We start from the raw sequence: 13,916 nt of genomic DNA, 5'->3' as shown, positions 1-13,916 counted from the left end.
GGTCAGTCAGCCGCAGTGGGTCCAGCCGCTCGCCCATCTCGCCGTCGCGGATGAGCCGCCCCACCGTACGCACTTGCCCTTGGCGGCCAGCTTCACCGGCCCGGCGAAGAAGGGGCCGGTGGCCGACCGGGTTCCCTGGCCGCCGTCCTTGACCGCGAGCACCGCGGTCATGTTCGGCTTGTCGCCGTTGGACTTGGGGACCATGGTGACGACGCAGTTCGCGCCGTTGCCGTTGTTGTAGAGCAGGTAGGCGGTCGCCTGGCCGAGGCCGTGCTGGTCGATGACCTGGAAGCCCGCGCCGCACAGTCGCACGGGGGTGTACGGGTTGGCCTTGACGGTCTTCTTGGCGCTCGGCGAGTGTGACGGCGTCTTCTTGTGCGTCGGCCGGTGAGACGGCGATCGGGCGGGCCGCTTCTTTTTGGCCTTGTGCGACTTGTCGGTGTTCGCCGCGGTCGGGGTGCCCGAGCCGTCGTCTTTGTTCATCGCGGCCCAGACGACGCCCCCGCCCGCCAGCAGCAGGACGCCTGCGGCGATCACGGCGATGATGCCGCCCATGCCGCGCCTCCTCGGCGCGGGCTCCCCGCCGTAGGCGGGCGGCGCGACCGGGGGCAGGTTGTAGGTGCCGCCGTCGGCCGGATGGTAGGCCCCCGGCGGTGGCGCGGAGGGCCCCGGCCCGTACGAGGGCATTCGCTGGGTGGGCGGCGTGCCCGCGGCGGGCATCCGCGCAGTGCCACCGGGCGCGCCGGCCGGTGGCAGGACCTCGGTCGCGCCGCCGGGCGGACCGGCGGGCGGGAGCATCTCCGTGCCGCGGCCGGCCGGGTCGATGGAGGTCCGCAGGTCGGTCGCGCCGCCGGGAACGCCGGCGTCCCCGAGGCCGGGCGCCCCTCCGGCAAGGCCGGCCGCTCCGAGTCCTGCCGCCCCGAGTCCGGATGCGCCGAGTCCGGGTGCGCCGGGCGTCCCGGAGGCGGAGAGCTCGCCCTGCCCCATCAGCACGTCCATCAGCTGCCGCGCGGTGGGACGCCGTGCCGGGTCCTTGGCCATGGAGGCGGCGACGACGTCCCGCAGCCGGCCGTCGAGGGTCCCGAGGTCGGGCTCCTCGTGGAGGATGCGGTGGATCACGGTGGGGATCGACTTGTTGCCGAACGCGGGGGTGCCCGTGGCCGCGAACACGATCGTGACGCCCCACGCGAACATGTCGGTGGCCGGGCCGACGCGGCCCTCGGTGAGCTGCTCGGGCGCCATGAACGCGGGGGTTCCGACGATCTGGCTGGCGGCGGTGGTGCCGGTCGCGTCGAGGGCGCGGGCGATGCCGAAGTCGATCACGACCGGGCCGTCGGGGCCCATGAGGACGTTGCCGGGCTTGAAATCACGGTGGACGACGCCGGCCTGGTGGATGGCCGCGAGGGCGGTGGCGGTGTTGATGGCCAGCCGGTCGAGCGCGGCGCCCTGGCGGGGTCCCTCCTGCCGGAGCTGCTGCTGCAGCGACGGTCCGGGGACGTACTCGCTGACGATGTAGGGCCGGTCGTCGGCCAAGCCCGCGTCCAGGACCTGCGCGGTGCAGAAGCGGGCGACCCGCTTGGTGGTCTCGACCTCGCGGACGAACCGCGCGCGGGCTCCCTCGTCCTCCATCAACTGGGCCTGCATGACCTTGATCGCGACGTTCTCGCCGGTGGCGCCGCTGCCGAGGTAGACGACTCCCTGCCCGCCCTCGCCGATACGCCCGGTCACCTCGTACGCCCCCAGCCGCCGGGGATCCCCGTGCGTGAGCGGCTGGACATTCGGCACGGCGGCCTCCCGATCGATCGACATGGACGCCGCAGAACCTATCAACGTCGCTCAAATGATCTGAACACGACGGCGGAACTCACCCGAAGCGCAACGCTGCGTCACGACCGGGCTGCGGCCCGGTCACGACCGGGAATCGCTCAGGCGGACGACGCGGAGAAGACGTCCTCCCGGGCGCGGTCGAGGGCGGCGAGGATCGCTCCGCGCAGGACGGGGTTGCCCTCGACGCGGGTCAGCGCGACGCGCGGCCGGGTGGGGCAGATCCGCCCGACGGCCTCCTCGATGAGCCCGGCGAGCCGTTCCCCTCCGGCCCTCCCGATGTCTCCGGCGATCACGACCAGCTCGGGGTCCAGCACGATCGTCACGGACGCGACGCCGTACGCGAGGCGCGTGGCGAGCTCGCGCATGAACGGGTCGCCGTCCTCGCCGGCGCCGGCCGCCGTCCGCACGCACTCGGTCGCGGTCGGGGCGGCGAAGCCGTGCCGGTCGGCGAGCTCGCGGATCGCGTCCGCGCCGGCGAGCGCGCCGAGGCCGCCGCCGAGTGCCGGCATCTCCCAGGTCAGCGACTCGGTGTCCTCATCGGGCAGCGGCATGCCGGGCACGGGGAGGTAGCCGATCTCCCCGGCGCCTCCGGAGACGCCGCGGTGCAGGCGGCCGCCGATCATGACGGCGAGGCCGATGCCGCGGGTCGCCCACAGCAGGGCGAAGTCGTCGATGTCCCGGGCCGCGCCGTCGGCCCGCTCGGCGAGCGCGGCGAGGTTCACGTCGTTCTCGATCGTGACCTCGAGCCGCAGGTCGCGGCGGAGCGCCTGGAGGATGCCCGCGTGCCAGTGCGGCAGGTCGTAGATGAACTGCACGTCCCCGGTGCGCGGGTCGATGACCCCGGGGGTGCCGAGGACCAGCGCGCGCAGTTTGGCGAGCGGGATCCGGGCCGAGCGGCAGGCCTTGACGACGACGTCGTGGATGACGGACACCGGGTCGTCCGCGCCGTTCGGGTCGACGGTCACCTCGGCGGCGGTCTCTCCGGTGATGTCGGCGATGCCGGCCGTCACGCGGTTGGGGCCGACCTCGAGGCCGGCGACGTACGCGCTGGAGGGCACGACGGCGTACAGCGCGGCGTTGGGCCCTCGGCCGCCGGCCTGTTCGCCGACGACGGACACGAGGCCGCGCTCTTCCAGCCGGGAGAGCAGCTGAGACGCGGTGACCTTGGACAGGCCCGTGTGCTGCCCGATCTGCGCCCGGGTGAGCGGGCCCGAGCTCACGAGTAGATCCAGGGCGGATCGGTCGTTGAGCTCGCGCAGCAGCCTTGGCGTCCCCGGGCGACTCTGCATCCCCGACTCCCTTCCGTATCGATTTGCTAACGACCTATTACTTAGGAAAGTTTCCTGTTAGTTTAGCCGCAAGCAAGTCCAGATCCCAACTTTAGGCACGAGACGCTACGTCGCCGACCGTAGAAGCGCTCCACCACCAGCGCAAACGAGACACCGCACGTCGGATACCGTGCGGCGACGCATGCACCGGTGGGCGTGACCGAAGGGAGTTCCATTATGCGGTTCACCAAGACCGCCGCCACAGCCGCCGTCCTCGCGGTCGCCGTCGCGGGCTGCGGCGGTAAGGACAAGAAGGACACTTCGGCCGGAGGCAAGGACCCGGCGAAGATCGTCGTCTGGCAGATGGGCGACGGCAGCCCCGAGCAGACCAAGTTCCTCGACGGGGTCAAGGCCGAGTTCCAGCAGAAGCACCCGAAGACCGACGTCCAGGTGCAGTACATCCCCTGGCCGCAGGCCACCCAGAAGTTCCAGACCGCGATCGCCGGCGGCTCCGGCCCCGACGTGACCGAGGTCGGCAACACCGACGTGCAGTCCTGGATCGAACAAGGCGCGTTCGCCGACATCAGCGACAAGCTGGCCGGCTGGACCGAGGGCAAGGACCTCAACCAGGGCGCCCTCGCCAACGACAAGGCGGACGGCAAGACGTACGCCGCTCCGTGGTACGGCGGCGTTCGGGCCGTCTGGTACCACAAGGACTGGTTCAAGGCGCTGGGCATCCAGCCCCCGACGTCCTGGGCCGGCCTCGTCGCCGCGGCAAAGACGATCCAGGACAAGAAGGGTGTGCCGGGCATCGCCGCGCCGAGCGACTTCACGAACGGCATCCTCAGCTTCGTCTGGGCCAACGGCGGCGACGTCGCTTCCAAGCAGAGCGGCAAGTGGACGGGTACGCTCTCGCAGCCCCAGGCCAAGGAGGCCGTCGAGTTCTACGCGGGCCTCGTCAGCAAGGACAAGGTCGCCCCGGACAAGTACGTCGGCAAGAACGAGCTGCAGGGCCCCCAGCAGGACTTCGCGCTCGGCAAGGTCGGCATGTACATGGACGGCAGCTGGGCCCTCCCGCAGTTGCAGAAGGTCAACGGCAAGGACTCCGCGAACTGGGGCGTCTTCCCGATCCCGGGCAAGAACGGCGGTCTCGCACCGGTCTTCTCCGGCGGCTCCGACCTGGCGGTCTGGAAGGACAGCAAGTACAAGGACGTCGCGTTCGACTACCTGACCATCCTGGACAGCAAGAAGAACGCGCAGGCCTTCGCCTCCACGCTGAAGTTCCTGCCGCAGTTCACCGACGTCCTGCAGAGCGCGACGTACAAGAACGACCCGATCATGGGCCCCTTCGCGCAGGCCGCCGCCGGCGGCGTCAAGTTCACGCCCACGAGCAAGGGCTGGGCCGACTACGAGGGCGCCAAGAAGGTGCTGCCGAACGCCGTCAAGGCCATCATGCAGGGCAAGTCCCCCGACGATGAGCTGAACAAGGCCGACCAGCAGGCCGGTTCCCTGCTCAACCAGTAAGGGACCGCTCCATGCTCGACACCGCTCAGCCGGTGCGGCGGGCGCCGGGCCGGGACACCACCCGCCCGGCCCGGCGTCGCCGCCGCCCACGCTCCGGGCCGTACCTGCTCATCCTGCCGGCGCTCCTGGTCATCGGCGTGCTGCTGATGTGGCCCGTCTTCCAGATCGGCCGGATGTCGTTCGAGAAGGTCGGCGTGCGCCAGCTCCGCGGGGAGCCGGCCGAGAACGTCGGCCTCGCCAACTACCGGCAGATCCTCGGCGACGGGTTCTTCTGGACCACGTTCCGGCACACGGTCCTGTTCGCGGTCGTCGCGGTGACCGCGACCCTGCTGATCGGGACGCTCGTGGGCCTGCTGATCAACCGGCTCGGCAAGAGGATGTCGGCCTTCGTCGCGGGAGGCGTGCTGATCGCGTGGGCGACCCCGCCGATCACCGCCGCGATCATCTTCTCCTGGCTGTTCGGCACCACCGGCGGCCTGGTCAACTGGTTCCTCGACCTCCTGCCGGACGCGCTGGTGGGATCGGGCTGGGCGAACTACAACTGGTTCGCCACGCCGTTGCCCACGTACACGGTCCTGACGATCTGCGTCGTGTGGATGTCGTTCCCGTTCGTCGCGGTCTCGGTGCTCGCCGGGCTGCGGACGGTGCCGGGCGAGCTGTACGAGGCGGCCCGCGTCGACGGTTCCAGTCCGTGGCAGAGCTTCTGGCGGATCACCTTCCCGCTGCTGCGCCCGATCTTCAGCGTCCTGATGGTGCTCTCGGTGATCTGGGACTTCCGCGTGTTCACCCAGCTCTTCGTCATGTCGGGCCTGGCCAACCGCGACGCGTTCAACCTGTCGCTGTACGGCTACTCCGAGGCGTTCGGCTCGCTCAACGCCAGGTACGGCCTCGGCTCGGCGATCGCCGTGGTCCTCACTCTGATCGTGCTGGTCGTCACCGCGATGTACGCGCGGATGGTCATCCGTCAGGAGGGGACGGCATGAGGGCCCCGCTGTGGCGCCGTGTCGCGCTGAACACCGCCGGCATCGCCGTGTTCCTCGTGTCGGCCTTCCCGGTGTTCTGGATGATCTCCACGGCGTTCAAGCCGAACGGAGAGATCTTCAGCTCAACACCGCACCCGCTGCCGGAGCACCCGACCTTGGGGCACTTCCGCGTCGTGGTGGACGGCGGGGTCGCCGGGGTCTCCTTCTGGGACTACTTCGTGAACAGCGCGGTCGTGGCGATCGCGACCGTGGCGATCTCCGGGCTGCTCGCGCTCCTCGCGGCGACGGCCGTGGCGCGGTTCCGGTTCCGGTTCCGCACGACCTTCCTGATCATGCTGCTCGTCGTGCAGATGATCCCGTGCGAGGCGCTGGTCATCCCGTTGTTCGTCGATCTCAAGCGGATGGACCTGCTGAACAGCCTGGTCGGCCTGATCGCCGTGTACGTCGGGTTCGCGCTGCCGTTCGGCATCTGGATGCTGCGCGGATTCGTCGCGGCCGTGCCCAGGGAACTGGAGGAGGCCGCGGCACTCGACGGCGCCGGGCCCCTGCGGATCTTCTTCCGGGTACTGCTCCCCCTCGTCGCGCCCGGTCTCGTGGCGACGAGCGTCTTCTCCTTCATCACCGCCTGGAACGAGTTCGTGTTCGCCTTCACATTCCTCAAAGACCAGGACAAGGCCACCTTGCCCATCATGTTGCAGTTCTTCTTCGGCCGATCCGGAAACGATTGGGGCCCGATCATGGCGGCGTCCACGCTGCTCACCCTGCCCGTCGTCGCGTTCTTCCTCCTCGTGCAGCGCCGGATGGTGTCCGGCCTGGTGGCAGGGGCGGTGAAGGGATGAGCGACCCGTCTCTCGAGCGCCTCGCGAACGCCACGCTGCTGGCCCCCTTCCCGGGCGCCACTCCGCCGCGCTGGGTCCTGGAGGGCCTGGAGCGGGGCATGAGCGGAGTGACCCTCTTCGCCATCAACGGCAACGTGCCGGGCACCCGCGAACTGGCCGAGCTCACCGGGGCGTTGCAGGGGCACGCCGATCCGTTGATCTCCATCGACGAGGAGGGCGGCGACGTCACGCGGCTCGCGCATGACACGGGCAGCCCGTACCCGGGCAGCGCCGCGCTCGGCGCCCTGGACGATCCCGCCGTCACCCGGCGGGTCTACCGCTCGCTCGGCGCCGAACTGCGGGAGGTGGGGGTCAACTTCGACTTCGCCCCGTCCGCGGACGTCAACACCGCCGACGACAATCCGATCATCGGGACCCGGGCGTTCGGCTCCGACCCCGAGATCGTCGCGCGGCACGTCGCCGCGGCGGTCGCCGGGCTGCAGGAGGCCGGGGTCGCCGCGTGCGCCAAGCACTTCCCCGGCCACGGCGCGACGTCCCAGGACTCCCACCTGGAGATCCCGACGGTGGACGCCGACCTGTCGCTGCTCGAACGGCGCGAGCTCGTGCCGTTCCGCGCCGCCATCGAGGCCGGGGTCGCCTCCATCATGACCGGCCACCTCCGCGTTCCGGGCCTCACCGGCGACACTCCCGCGACCCTCTCGCACGCCGCGGTCACCGGGTTGCTGCGCGGTTCCCTCGGGTACACGGGGCCGGTCGTCACCGACGCCCTGGACATGCGCGCCGCCAGCGATGCGATCGGCATCCCCGAGGCGTCCGTCCATGCCCTCCTGGCGGGTTCGGACCTCCTGTGCCTGGGCCCGAAGGAGTTCGAGGACAGCGTGCGCGCCATCCGCGAGCACATCGTCGAGGCCGTACGCCAAGGTCGGCTGCCCGGCGAGCGCCTCGAGGAGGCCGCGGCGCGGGTCGCCGAGCTCAAGGCGTGGCTCGCCGGCGCCGGGACCGCCGAGGTCGACCGCGCCGTCGGGCTGGAGGCCGCCCGCCGGGCCATCCGGGTCACCGGCACCCCCTCGGTCTCCCCGAACCCCTTCATCGTCGAGATCCAGGCGCCGTCGAACATCGCGGTCGGTCCGGTCCCCTGGGGTTTCGGCCCCTGGGCGTCGGACGTGGTGCCCGTGGAGGCCGGCGACGTCGACCCCGACGGTCTCTTGGAACGTGCCCACGGGCGTCCGCTCGTCATCGTCGTGCGGGACGCGCACCGGTACCCCGGGCACCGCGCGCTCGTCTCGACGCTGCTGACCGCGCGACCGGACGCCGTCCTGGTGGAGATGGGACTGCCGGTGTGGCGGCCCGAGGGGGTGGCGTACGTCGCGACGTACGGGGCGACACGCGCCAACGCCCAGGCCGCCGCCGAAGTGATCGGCCTGCTGCAACCGGTCTCGGGGGACGCCCTGACCTGAATCCAAGGACCGAAACAGTGGCATGTTGGTGAAAAAAACCCGAAGACCGATCGGAAAACCGGGATGCCTGGCGTGATCAGTTCCACCGAGGCGGGATAATCAGAGCATGCGATTGTCCGCCCGGGTCGATTACGCGTTGCGCGCGGCCGCCGAGCTAGCGGTCGGCGGTGAGCGCCCCGTGACAGCCGTGCAGCTGGCCGAGGCTCAACAGATTCCACCGAAGTTCCTCGAGAACATCCTCAGCCAGCTGCGCCGTTCGGGTCTCGTGCGCAGTCAGCGCGGGCCGGAGGGCGGCTACTGGCTCGCCCGGCCGGCGGACCAGATCTCGCTCGCCGACATCATCCGGGCCATCGACGGCCCGCTCGTCGGCGTGCGCGGCGAGCGCCCGGAGCACCTGGGGTACGAAGGCCCGGCGCGCGCCCTGCAGGTCGTGTGGATCGCGCTGCGGGCCAGCGAGCGGGCCATCCTCGAGCAGGTGACCCTCGCCGACGTGGCGTCCGGCGAGCTGCCGCCCGCCGTGCACCAGCTGACCGAGGACCCCGCGGCCTGGGACTCCCCCGCCTTCCGGAGCTGATCTCGGGCCGGGAGGCGCGATGCCGGAAGGGGACGTCGTCTGGGCGGCCGCGAAGCGCCTGCACGAGGCGCTCGCGGGGCGCGTGCTCACGCGTAGCGCCTTCCGCGTGCCGCGCTACGCCACGACCGACCTGACCGGCCGCTCGGTCCTCGAGGTGGTCGCCCGGGGTAAGCACCTGCTCATCCGGGTCGACGGCGACATCACCGTGCACACGCACCTGCGGATGGAGGGCACCTGGCGGATCCTCCCCGCGGGCCCGCGGGGAGGTCGGTCGGGGCGGGTCGGTCGGGTGAAGGCTCACGACCATCGGCTGCGGCTCGTCCTGGCGAACGCCGAATGGCAGGCCCTCGGGTTCTCCCTGGGCATGGTCGACGTCGTGCGGACCTCCCGGGAGGATCAGGTCGTCGGCCACTTGGGCCCCGATCTGCTCGGCCCGGACTGGGACCCGGCCGAGGCCGTTCGCCGCCTGCGCGAGGACCCGGAGCGGGCGATCGGCGAGGCGCTGCTCGACCAGACCCGGCTCGCCGGCATCGGCAATCTCTACAAGGCGGAGACGCTGTTCCTGCGGGGCGTGGACCCGTGGTGTCCCGTCGGCGAGACCCCCGACCTGGAGGCGCTGGTCGAGCTCGCCCGCCGGCTGATGGACGCCAACAAGGACCACGTGGGTCAGGTCACCACCGGCGACCGCCGACGCGGTGCCGAGACCTGGGTCTACGGGCGGGCCGGCCGACCCTGCCGGCGCTGCGGGACGCCGATCCGGCGGGCGGACCAGGGCGACCGGCCCGAAGAGCGGATCACGTTCTGGTGCCCCTCCTGCCAGCCGCGGCGCGATCCACCGGCATGAAAGCGTCATGGCAGCGAAGATCCTCCGCTGCCATGACGTCTTCGGGACCGTAGCCCCTCGCTCAGCGCCGCTGGACCTCGAACATCCAGTGCTGCTTCTCCAGGTCCTGCGCGACCGTGATCAGCAGGTCCTGCGTGACCAGGTCCGACTCATCGGTGGTCTCGATGCGGGCCCGGAACCGCTGGATCATCTCGGCGAGCATGTCGGTGATCGCGGCGACCACCTTGTCGTCGTGCAGGTAGCCGGCGTCCAGCTGGTGGACCTTGGACGCCTCGGCCACCGTACGCGCCCGGCCGTCCGGGTTGAAACCGATCGCCACCGCCCGCTCGGCCACGATGTCCGCGTGGTCGCGCGCGATGGCGACGACCTCGTCGAGCTGCAGATGGATGGAGCGGAAGTGGCGCCCGGTGAGATTCCAGTGCGCCTGCTTGGCCAGCAAGTGCAGGTCGATCAGGTCTACCAGTGACTCCTGCAAGGCGGCGCCGGTGACCTTCCGCGCCTCGTCGGATAGCGGGCTCTTCACGGTCGACATCGCCAGGTCCCTCCCGAATCACATCTCTTCCCCTGTCAGAGGCGACCCTTCCCGGCGGGACGCGGGGTAATCGTGATTCCCGCCGCAGGGGCTGGGAGCCGAACGCCGCAGTTCACGGAGCCTACGGGCCCATGGGACGAGACGGCCGCACGGCGGGGCCGGCGCGGTCGCCGGACGCGAACGCCCCGGCCGCGGACTTCCGCGACCGGGGCGCCTGTGCGTCTGGAAGGGGTGTCAGGCCGCGACCATGTCGCCGCGAAGGGCGTTCTCGATCGTCTCTGGGGTGGCGGGGATGGCGTCGGCCGAGATCCGATCGCCGTCGAGCCGCTCGTGCTCCGGCGGCGCACCGGCCATCACCGGCTCCTGCTGCAGCTCGGCCAGCGCCAGCTGGTCGGAGACGTCCCGCAGCACGTGCGAGAGCGGCACGCCGAGGGCTTTGCAGATCGAGGCGAGCAGCTCCGAGGAGGCTTCCTTCTGTCCCCGCTCAACCTCGGACAGATAACCCAGCGACACGCGGGCCGCCGCGGAAACTTCCCGGAGGGTACGGCCTTGGCGCAGCCGCAGCTGCCGGAGTACGTCGCCGAGCAGCTGACGAAGCAGGACCATGTCTCGCTCCCTCCGTGTGTCCTGACTCATCTACCGGTTCCACCGTACCTGTCTTCACGATGCACGTGGCAGACCGAAACTTTCATGTTCGCTTCCAACGTAACGCTGTAATCACCCCGGCTCTTCCCCGTCGCCCGCCGTGACGGACCAACGCTCGCAGGATTCCAGTGTGAGCAGATGACGGCGCAACAGGTCAAGTGCATGGACGACCGTCATCCTGCGGATCGGGCCGCGGGCGCGCTCACCGTCGCCGCTGACCGGGAGCCGGACCGATTTAACCCTCGGATCACCGCCGGAATCGGCCACCGCGACGTGCACGGTGCCGACCGGCTGCCCATCCTGCGGATCCGGCCCGGCCACCCCCGTCACGGCGACTCCGTAGGACGCGCCGAGGCGCTCGCGGACACCGGCCGCCATCGCGGCGGCGACGTCGGGGTGAACCGCTCCGTGGGCGGCCAGCAGGTCCGCCGGCACGCCGAGGAGCAGATGTTTGAGGGGAGTCGCGTACGCGACCACACCTCCTAGGAACGTCGCCGAGGAGCCCGGCATTCCCGTGAGCTCCGCGCCGAGCAGGCCGCCGGTGAGGGACTCGGCCGCGGCGACGGTGGCGTTCCGCTCGGCCAGGAGACGGTGGACCACGCGGTCCAGGGTGACGTCCCCCTCGGCGTACACGGCGCCGCCGAGCAGCTCCCGCGCCATCGTCGCGGCCTCGGCCGCGCGTTCCCCGGCGTCGGCCTCGATCCGCACCCGGACCTCGCCCGCGGACGGGTAGTAGGCGACGCGTACGCCGGGGAGCGCCTCGACCGGCGCCAGCCGCCCCGCCACCACCGACTCCCACACCGTCGCGGTGCGCAGCACGTGGGCCGGCACCGGCGTGCCGTCCAGCTCGGGCAGCACCGACTCCTCGACGATGGCGCGCATCTCGTGCGGCACGCCCGGCACCGCGTACGCGACCCCGCCCGGCAGCGTCAGGCGCAGGCCCGGCGCCGTACCGGCCGGGTTGGGCAGCACCCGGGCACCCTCGGGCACGTCGGCCATCCGCAGCGCCGACTCCCGCAGCGGGACGCCACGGGTCGCGGCCCGCTCCCGCAGCCGTGCCTCGAGGATCGGGTCGCGGCGCAGGCCGACCCCGGCCGTACGGGCCAGAGCGTCCCGTGTCACGTCGTCGACGGTGCCACCGAGGCCGCCGGTCACGATCACCGCGTCGGCGCGCTCGACGGCCTCCTGAAGCGCCCTGGTGATCGTTTCGATGTCGTCGGGGACGACCACGTTACGGATGACCTGGACGCCCGCCTCCGTGAGGCGGCGGTCGAGCCACCCGGCGTTGCCGTTGACCGTGTCGCCGCGCAGTAGCTCGTCACCGACCGTCAGCAGCTCGACTCGCACGCCCGTCCTTCCAAAGTTTCCAGGCCTTGACGACGTAGTCGAGGCCGGTGACGACGGTGACCACCGTGGCGGCCCCCATGACGATCCAGCGCAGCGGGTCGATCGGACCCGGCATGATGTACAGCCCGATCGCGATCACCTGCAGCATGGTCTTGAGCTTGCCGCCGCGGCTGGCGGCCATGACGCCGTACCGGATGACAACGAACCGCAGCAGCGTGATCCCCAGCTCGCGGACCAGGATCACGATGGTCACCCACCACCAGAGCCGGCCGAGCAGCGAGAGGCAGATCAGCGCCGATCCGGTGAGCGCCTTGTCGGCGATCGGGTCGGCGATCTTGCCGAAGTCGGTGATGAGGTTGCGCCGGCGGGCGAGCTCCCCATCGAACCGGTCGGTGAGCGACGCCACGATGAACAGCGCGAGCGCGGCGATCCGCCACCAGGTGCCCTCGAGGAACATCAGCCAGACGAAGAACGGGACGAGCACCAGGCGCACGACGGTCAGGACGTTCGCGATGTTGAGCACGCCCGCCTGCGGGGCCGCCGGCGGGGTGATCGGGTCGTCGCCGGCGGAGGTCGTCATGGCCCGTCCACGACGGCGAGAAGGTCGACGCCCATCGCCTCGACCACGCGGGCCCGGACGATCCGCCCGACCGGCGCCTCTCCCTTGAGGGTCACGCCGCCGTCGATCTCGGGGGCCTGGTGGGCGGCCCGGCCCTCGCCGGGCTCCTCGACCAGCACCTCCACGACCGAGCCGATGCGCTCTTCGGCGCGCTGGGCCGTGAGCTCCTCGGCGAGCGAGGACAGGTCGGCGACCCGGGAGTCGATCTCGGCGGCGTCGAGCTTGCCGTCGAAGCCGACCGCCTCGGTCCCCTCCTCGTCCGAATAGCCGAACACACCGATCGCGTCCAGCCGGGCGGCGCTCAGGAACTGCGCCAGCTCGTCGACGTCCCGCTCGGTCTCGCCGGGGAACCCGACGATGAAGTTGGACCGCACGCCGGCCTCCGGGGCGAGCGCGCGGATCTGCTCGAGCAGGCCGAGGAACCGCTCGCGGTCCCCGAAGCGCCGCATGCGGCGCAGCAGCGGGCCGCTGGCGTGCTGGAAGGACAGGTCGAAGTACGGCGCGACGCCGGGCGTCGTGGCGATGGCCTCGATCAGCCCGGGACGCGTCTCCGCGGGCTGGAGGTAGCTCACCCGGACGCGCTCGATCCCCGGGACGGCGGCGAGCTCCGGCAGCAGCGTCTCGAGCAGCCGGAGATCTCCGAGGTCCTTGCCGTACGAGGTGGAGTTCTCGCTGACGAGGACGACCTCGCGGACGCCCTGGGAGGCCAGCCAGTGCGCCTCGTCGAGGATCTCGGTGGGGCGGCGCGAGACGTACGCCCCGCGGAAGGCCGGGATGGCGCAGAACGAACATCGCCGGTCGCAGCCGGAGGCGAGCTTGAGGGGCGCGGCCGGACCGCCGCCCAGCCGGCGGCGCATGACGCGCGGGCCGCTCGCGGGGGCGACGCCCTCGGGCAGGTCCGGACCGGAGTCCGCCGGCGGCACGGGGCCGGCGGTCACGGTGCCGTGACCGGGCACCTGGACGTCGGCTCCGGACCGCTCCACCGGGCTGAGCGGCAGCAGCTTGCGGCGGTCCTGCGGCGTGTGGGGCCGGTGTCGGCGCCCGGCCATGACGTCGTCGAGGCGCTCCCCGATCGCGGCGTAGTCGTCGAAGCTCAGGACCGCGTCGGCCTCGGGCAGCGACTCGGCGAGCTCCGCGCCGTAGCGCTCGGCGAGGCACCCGGCCGCCACGACCTTCGCGCCGGAGTCGGACGCCGCGAGCAGGGTGTCGATCGAGTCCTTCTTCGCGGCGTCGATGAAACCGCAGGTGTTGACGAGGACCACCGAGGCGTCGCCGGATTCGTCGAGCGTCCAGCCCGCACTCTCCAGGCGGGCCGCGAGCTCCTCGGAGTCGACCTCGTTGCGGGCGCAGCCGAGAGTGACGAGGGAGACGGTGCGGCGATCCGCCGAATCGGTGGAATGGTCGGCGGTGCTCACGCGCGCCGCTCCCTTCTCGCGGGGCGCGCGCCAGGCGCCGTC

General features: G+C 71.5%; 13 protein-coding genes. 6 read left to right on the top strand and 7 right to left on the bottom strand.

Annotated features, from left to right (window positions below; all coding sequences use genetic code 11):
- Window positions 1-6: 6 nt before the first annotated feature.
- Both ACQP2O_RS13515 and ACQP2O_RS13510 read right to left on the bottom strand, forming a co-directional pair.
- A complete protein-coding gene (locus tag ACQP2O_RS13515; RefSeq protein WP_433183716.1) occupies window positions 7-1,809 on the bottom strand; it encodes a protein kinase domain-containing protein in 1,803 nt (600 codons plus the stop codon).
- A 116-nt stretch (window positions 1,810-1,925) separates the two neighbouring features.
- Window positions 1,926-3,116: an ROK family transcriptional regulator gene (locus ACQP2O_RS13510; RefSeq protein ID WP_433183713.1), complete on the bottom strand. Its 1,191-nt coding sequence runs from the start codon at window positions 3,114-3,116 to the stop codon at window positions 1,926-1,928.
- Window positions 3,117-3,332: 216 nt separating this feature from the next.
- Between ACQP2O_RS13510 and ACQP2O_RS13505 the strand changes: the two genes are divergently transcribed.
- The 6 genes from ACQP2O_RS13505 (at window position 3,333) to ACQP2O_RS13480 (ending at window position 9,316) form a co-directional block, all read left to right on the top strand.
- Complete coding sequence (locus ACQP2O_RS13505; RefSeq protein ID WP_433183710.1) at window positions 3,333-4,619, top strand: extracellular solute-binding protein; 1,287 nt, start codon at window positions 3,333-3,335, stop codon at window positions 4,617-4,619.
- Between the two features lie 11 nt (window positions 4,620-4,630).
- The gene (locus ACQP2O_RS13500) at window positions 4,631-5,602 is read left to right on the top strand and encodes a carbohydrate ABC transporter permease (protein WP_433183707.1); all 972 of its coding nucleotides are present in this window, start codon (window positions 4,631-4,633) and stop codon (window positions 5,600-5,602) included.
- Entirely contained in the window at window positions 5,599-6,441 is an 843-nt protein-coding gene (locus ACQP2O_RS13495; protein ID WP_433183704.1) for a carbohydrate ABC transporter permease, read from the top strand. The genes ACQP2O_RS13500 and ACQP2O_RS13495 overlap by 4 nt, the downstream gene beginning before the upstream one ends.
- On the top strand, window positions 6,438-7,898 hold the full coding sequence (locus tag ACQP2O_RS13490; protein WP_433183701.1) for a glycoside hydrolase family 3 protein: 1,461 nt from the start codon (window positions 6,438-6,440) through the stop codon (window positions 7,896-7,898). Before ACQP2O_RS13495 ends, ACQP2O_RS13490 begins: the two co-directional genes overlap by 4 nt.
- Window positions 7,899-8,004: 106 nt before the next feature.
- Window positions 8,005-8,472: an RrF2 family transcriptional regulator gene (locus ACQP2O_RS13485; protein WP_433183698.1), complete on the top strand. Its 468-nt coding sequence runs from the start codon at window positions 8,005-8,007 to the stop codon at window positions 8,470-8,472.
- Window positions 8,473-8,491: 19 nt separating this feature from the next.
- Window positions 8,492-9,316 (top strand): DNA-formamidopyrimidine glycosylase family protein, encoded by an 825-nt coding sequence (locus tag ACQP2O_RS13480; RefSeq protein WP_433183695.1) that lies wholly within the window; start codon window positions 8,492-8,494, stop codon window positions 9,314-9,316.
- Between the two features lie 61 nt (window positions 9,317-9,377).
- Here the strand turns inward: ACQP2O_RS13480 and ACQP2O_RS13475 are convergent, their stop codons facing one another.
- The 5 genes from ACQP2O_RS13475 to rimO form a co-directional block, all read right to left on the bottom strand.
- Window positions 9,378-9,848 carry a Dps family protein gene (locus tag ACQP2O_RS13475; RefSeq protein ID WP_433183692.1) on the bottom strand — a complete coding sequence of 157 codons (471 nt, stop codon included), beginning with the start codon at window positions 9,846-9,848 and terminating at the stop codon, window positions 9,378-9,380.
- Between the two features lie 234 nt (window positions 9,849-10,082).
- Window positions 10,083-10,454: a helix-turn-helix domain-containing protein gene (locus ACQP2O_RS13470; RefSeq protein WP_345431662.1), complete on the bottom strand. Its 372-nt coding sequence runs from the start codon at window positions 10,452-10,454 to the stop codon at window positions 10,083-10,085.
- 111 nt (window positions 10,455-10,565) lie between these two features.
- Window positions 10,566-11,840 carry a CinA family nicotinamide mononucleotide deamidase-related protein gene (locus ACQP2O_RS13465; protein WP_433183688.1) on the bottom strand — a complete coding sequence of 425 codons (1,275 nt, stop codon included), beginning with the start codon at window positions 11,838-11,840 and terminating at the stop codon, window positions 10,566-10,568.
- Window positions 11,812-12,420, bottom strand: a complete 609-nt coding sequence (gene pgsA, locus ACQP2O_RS13460; RefSeq protein ID WP_360889916.1) for a CDP-diacylglycerol--glycerol-3-phosphate 3-phosphatidyltransferase — start codon at window positions 12,418-12,420, stop codon at window positions 11,812-11,814. The genes ACQP2O_RS13465 and pgsA overlap by 29 nt, the downstream gene beginning before the upstream one ends.
- Window positions 12,417-13,874, bottom strand: a complete 1,458-nt coding sequence (gene rimO, locus ACQP2O_RS13455; protein WP_433183684.1) for a 30S ribosomal protein S12 methylthiotransferase RimO — start codon at window positions 13,872-13,874, stop codon at window positions 12,417-12,419. The genes pgsA and rimO overlap by 4 nt, the downstream gene beginning before the upstream one ends.
- Window positions 13,875-13,916: the final 42 nt, after the last annotated feature.

This window comes from Actinoallomurus sp. CA-150999 (assembly GCF_050942425.1).
GTDB lineage: Bacteria > Actinomycetota > Actinomycetes > Streptosporangiales > Streptosporangiaceae > Actinoallomurus.
Note: the sequence above shows the minus strand (reverse complement) of the source record. Positions and strands in the feature narration are given on the sequence as shown.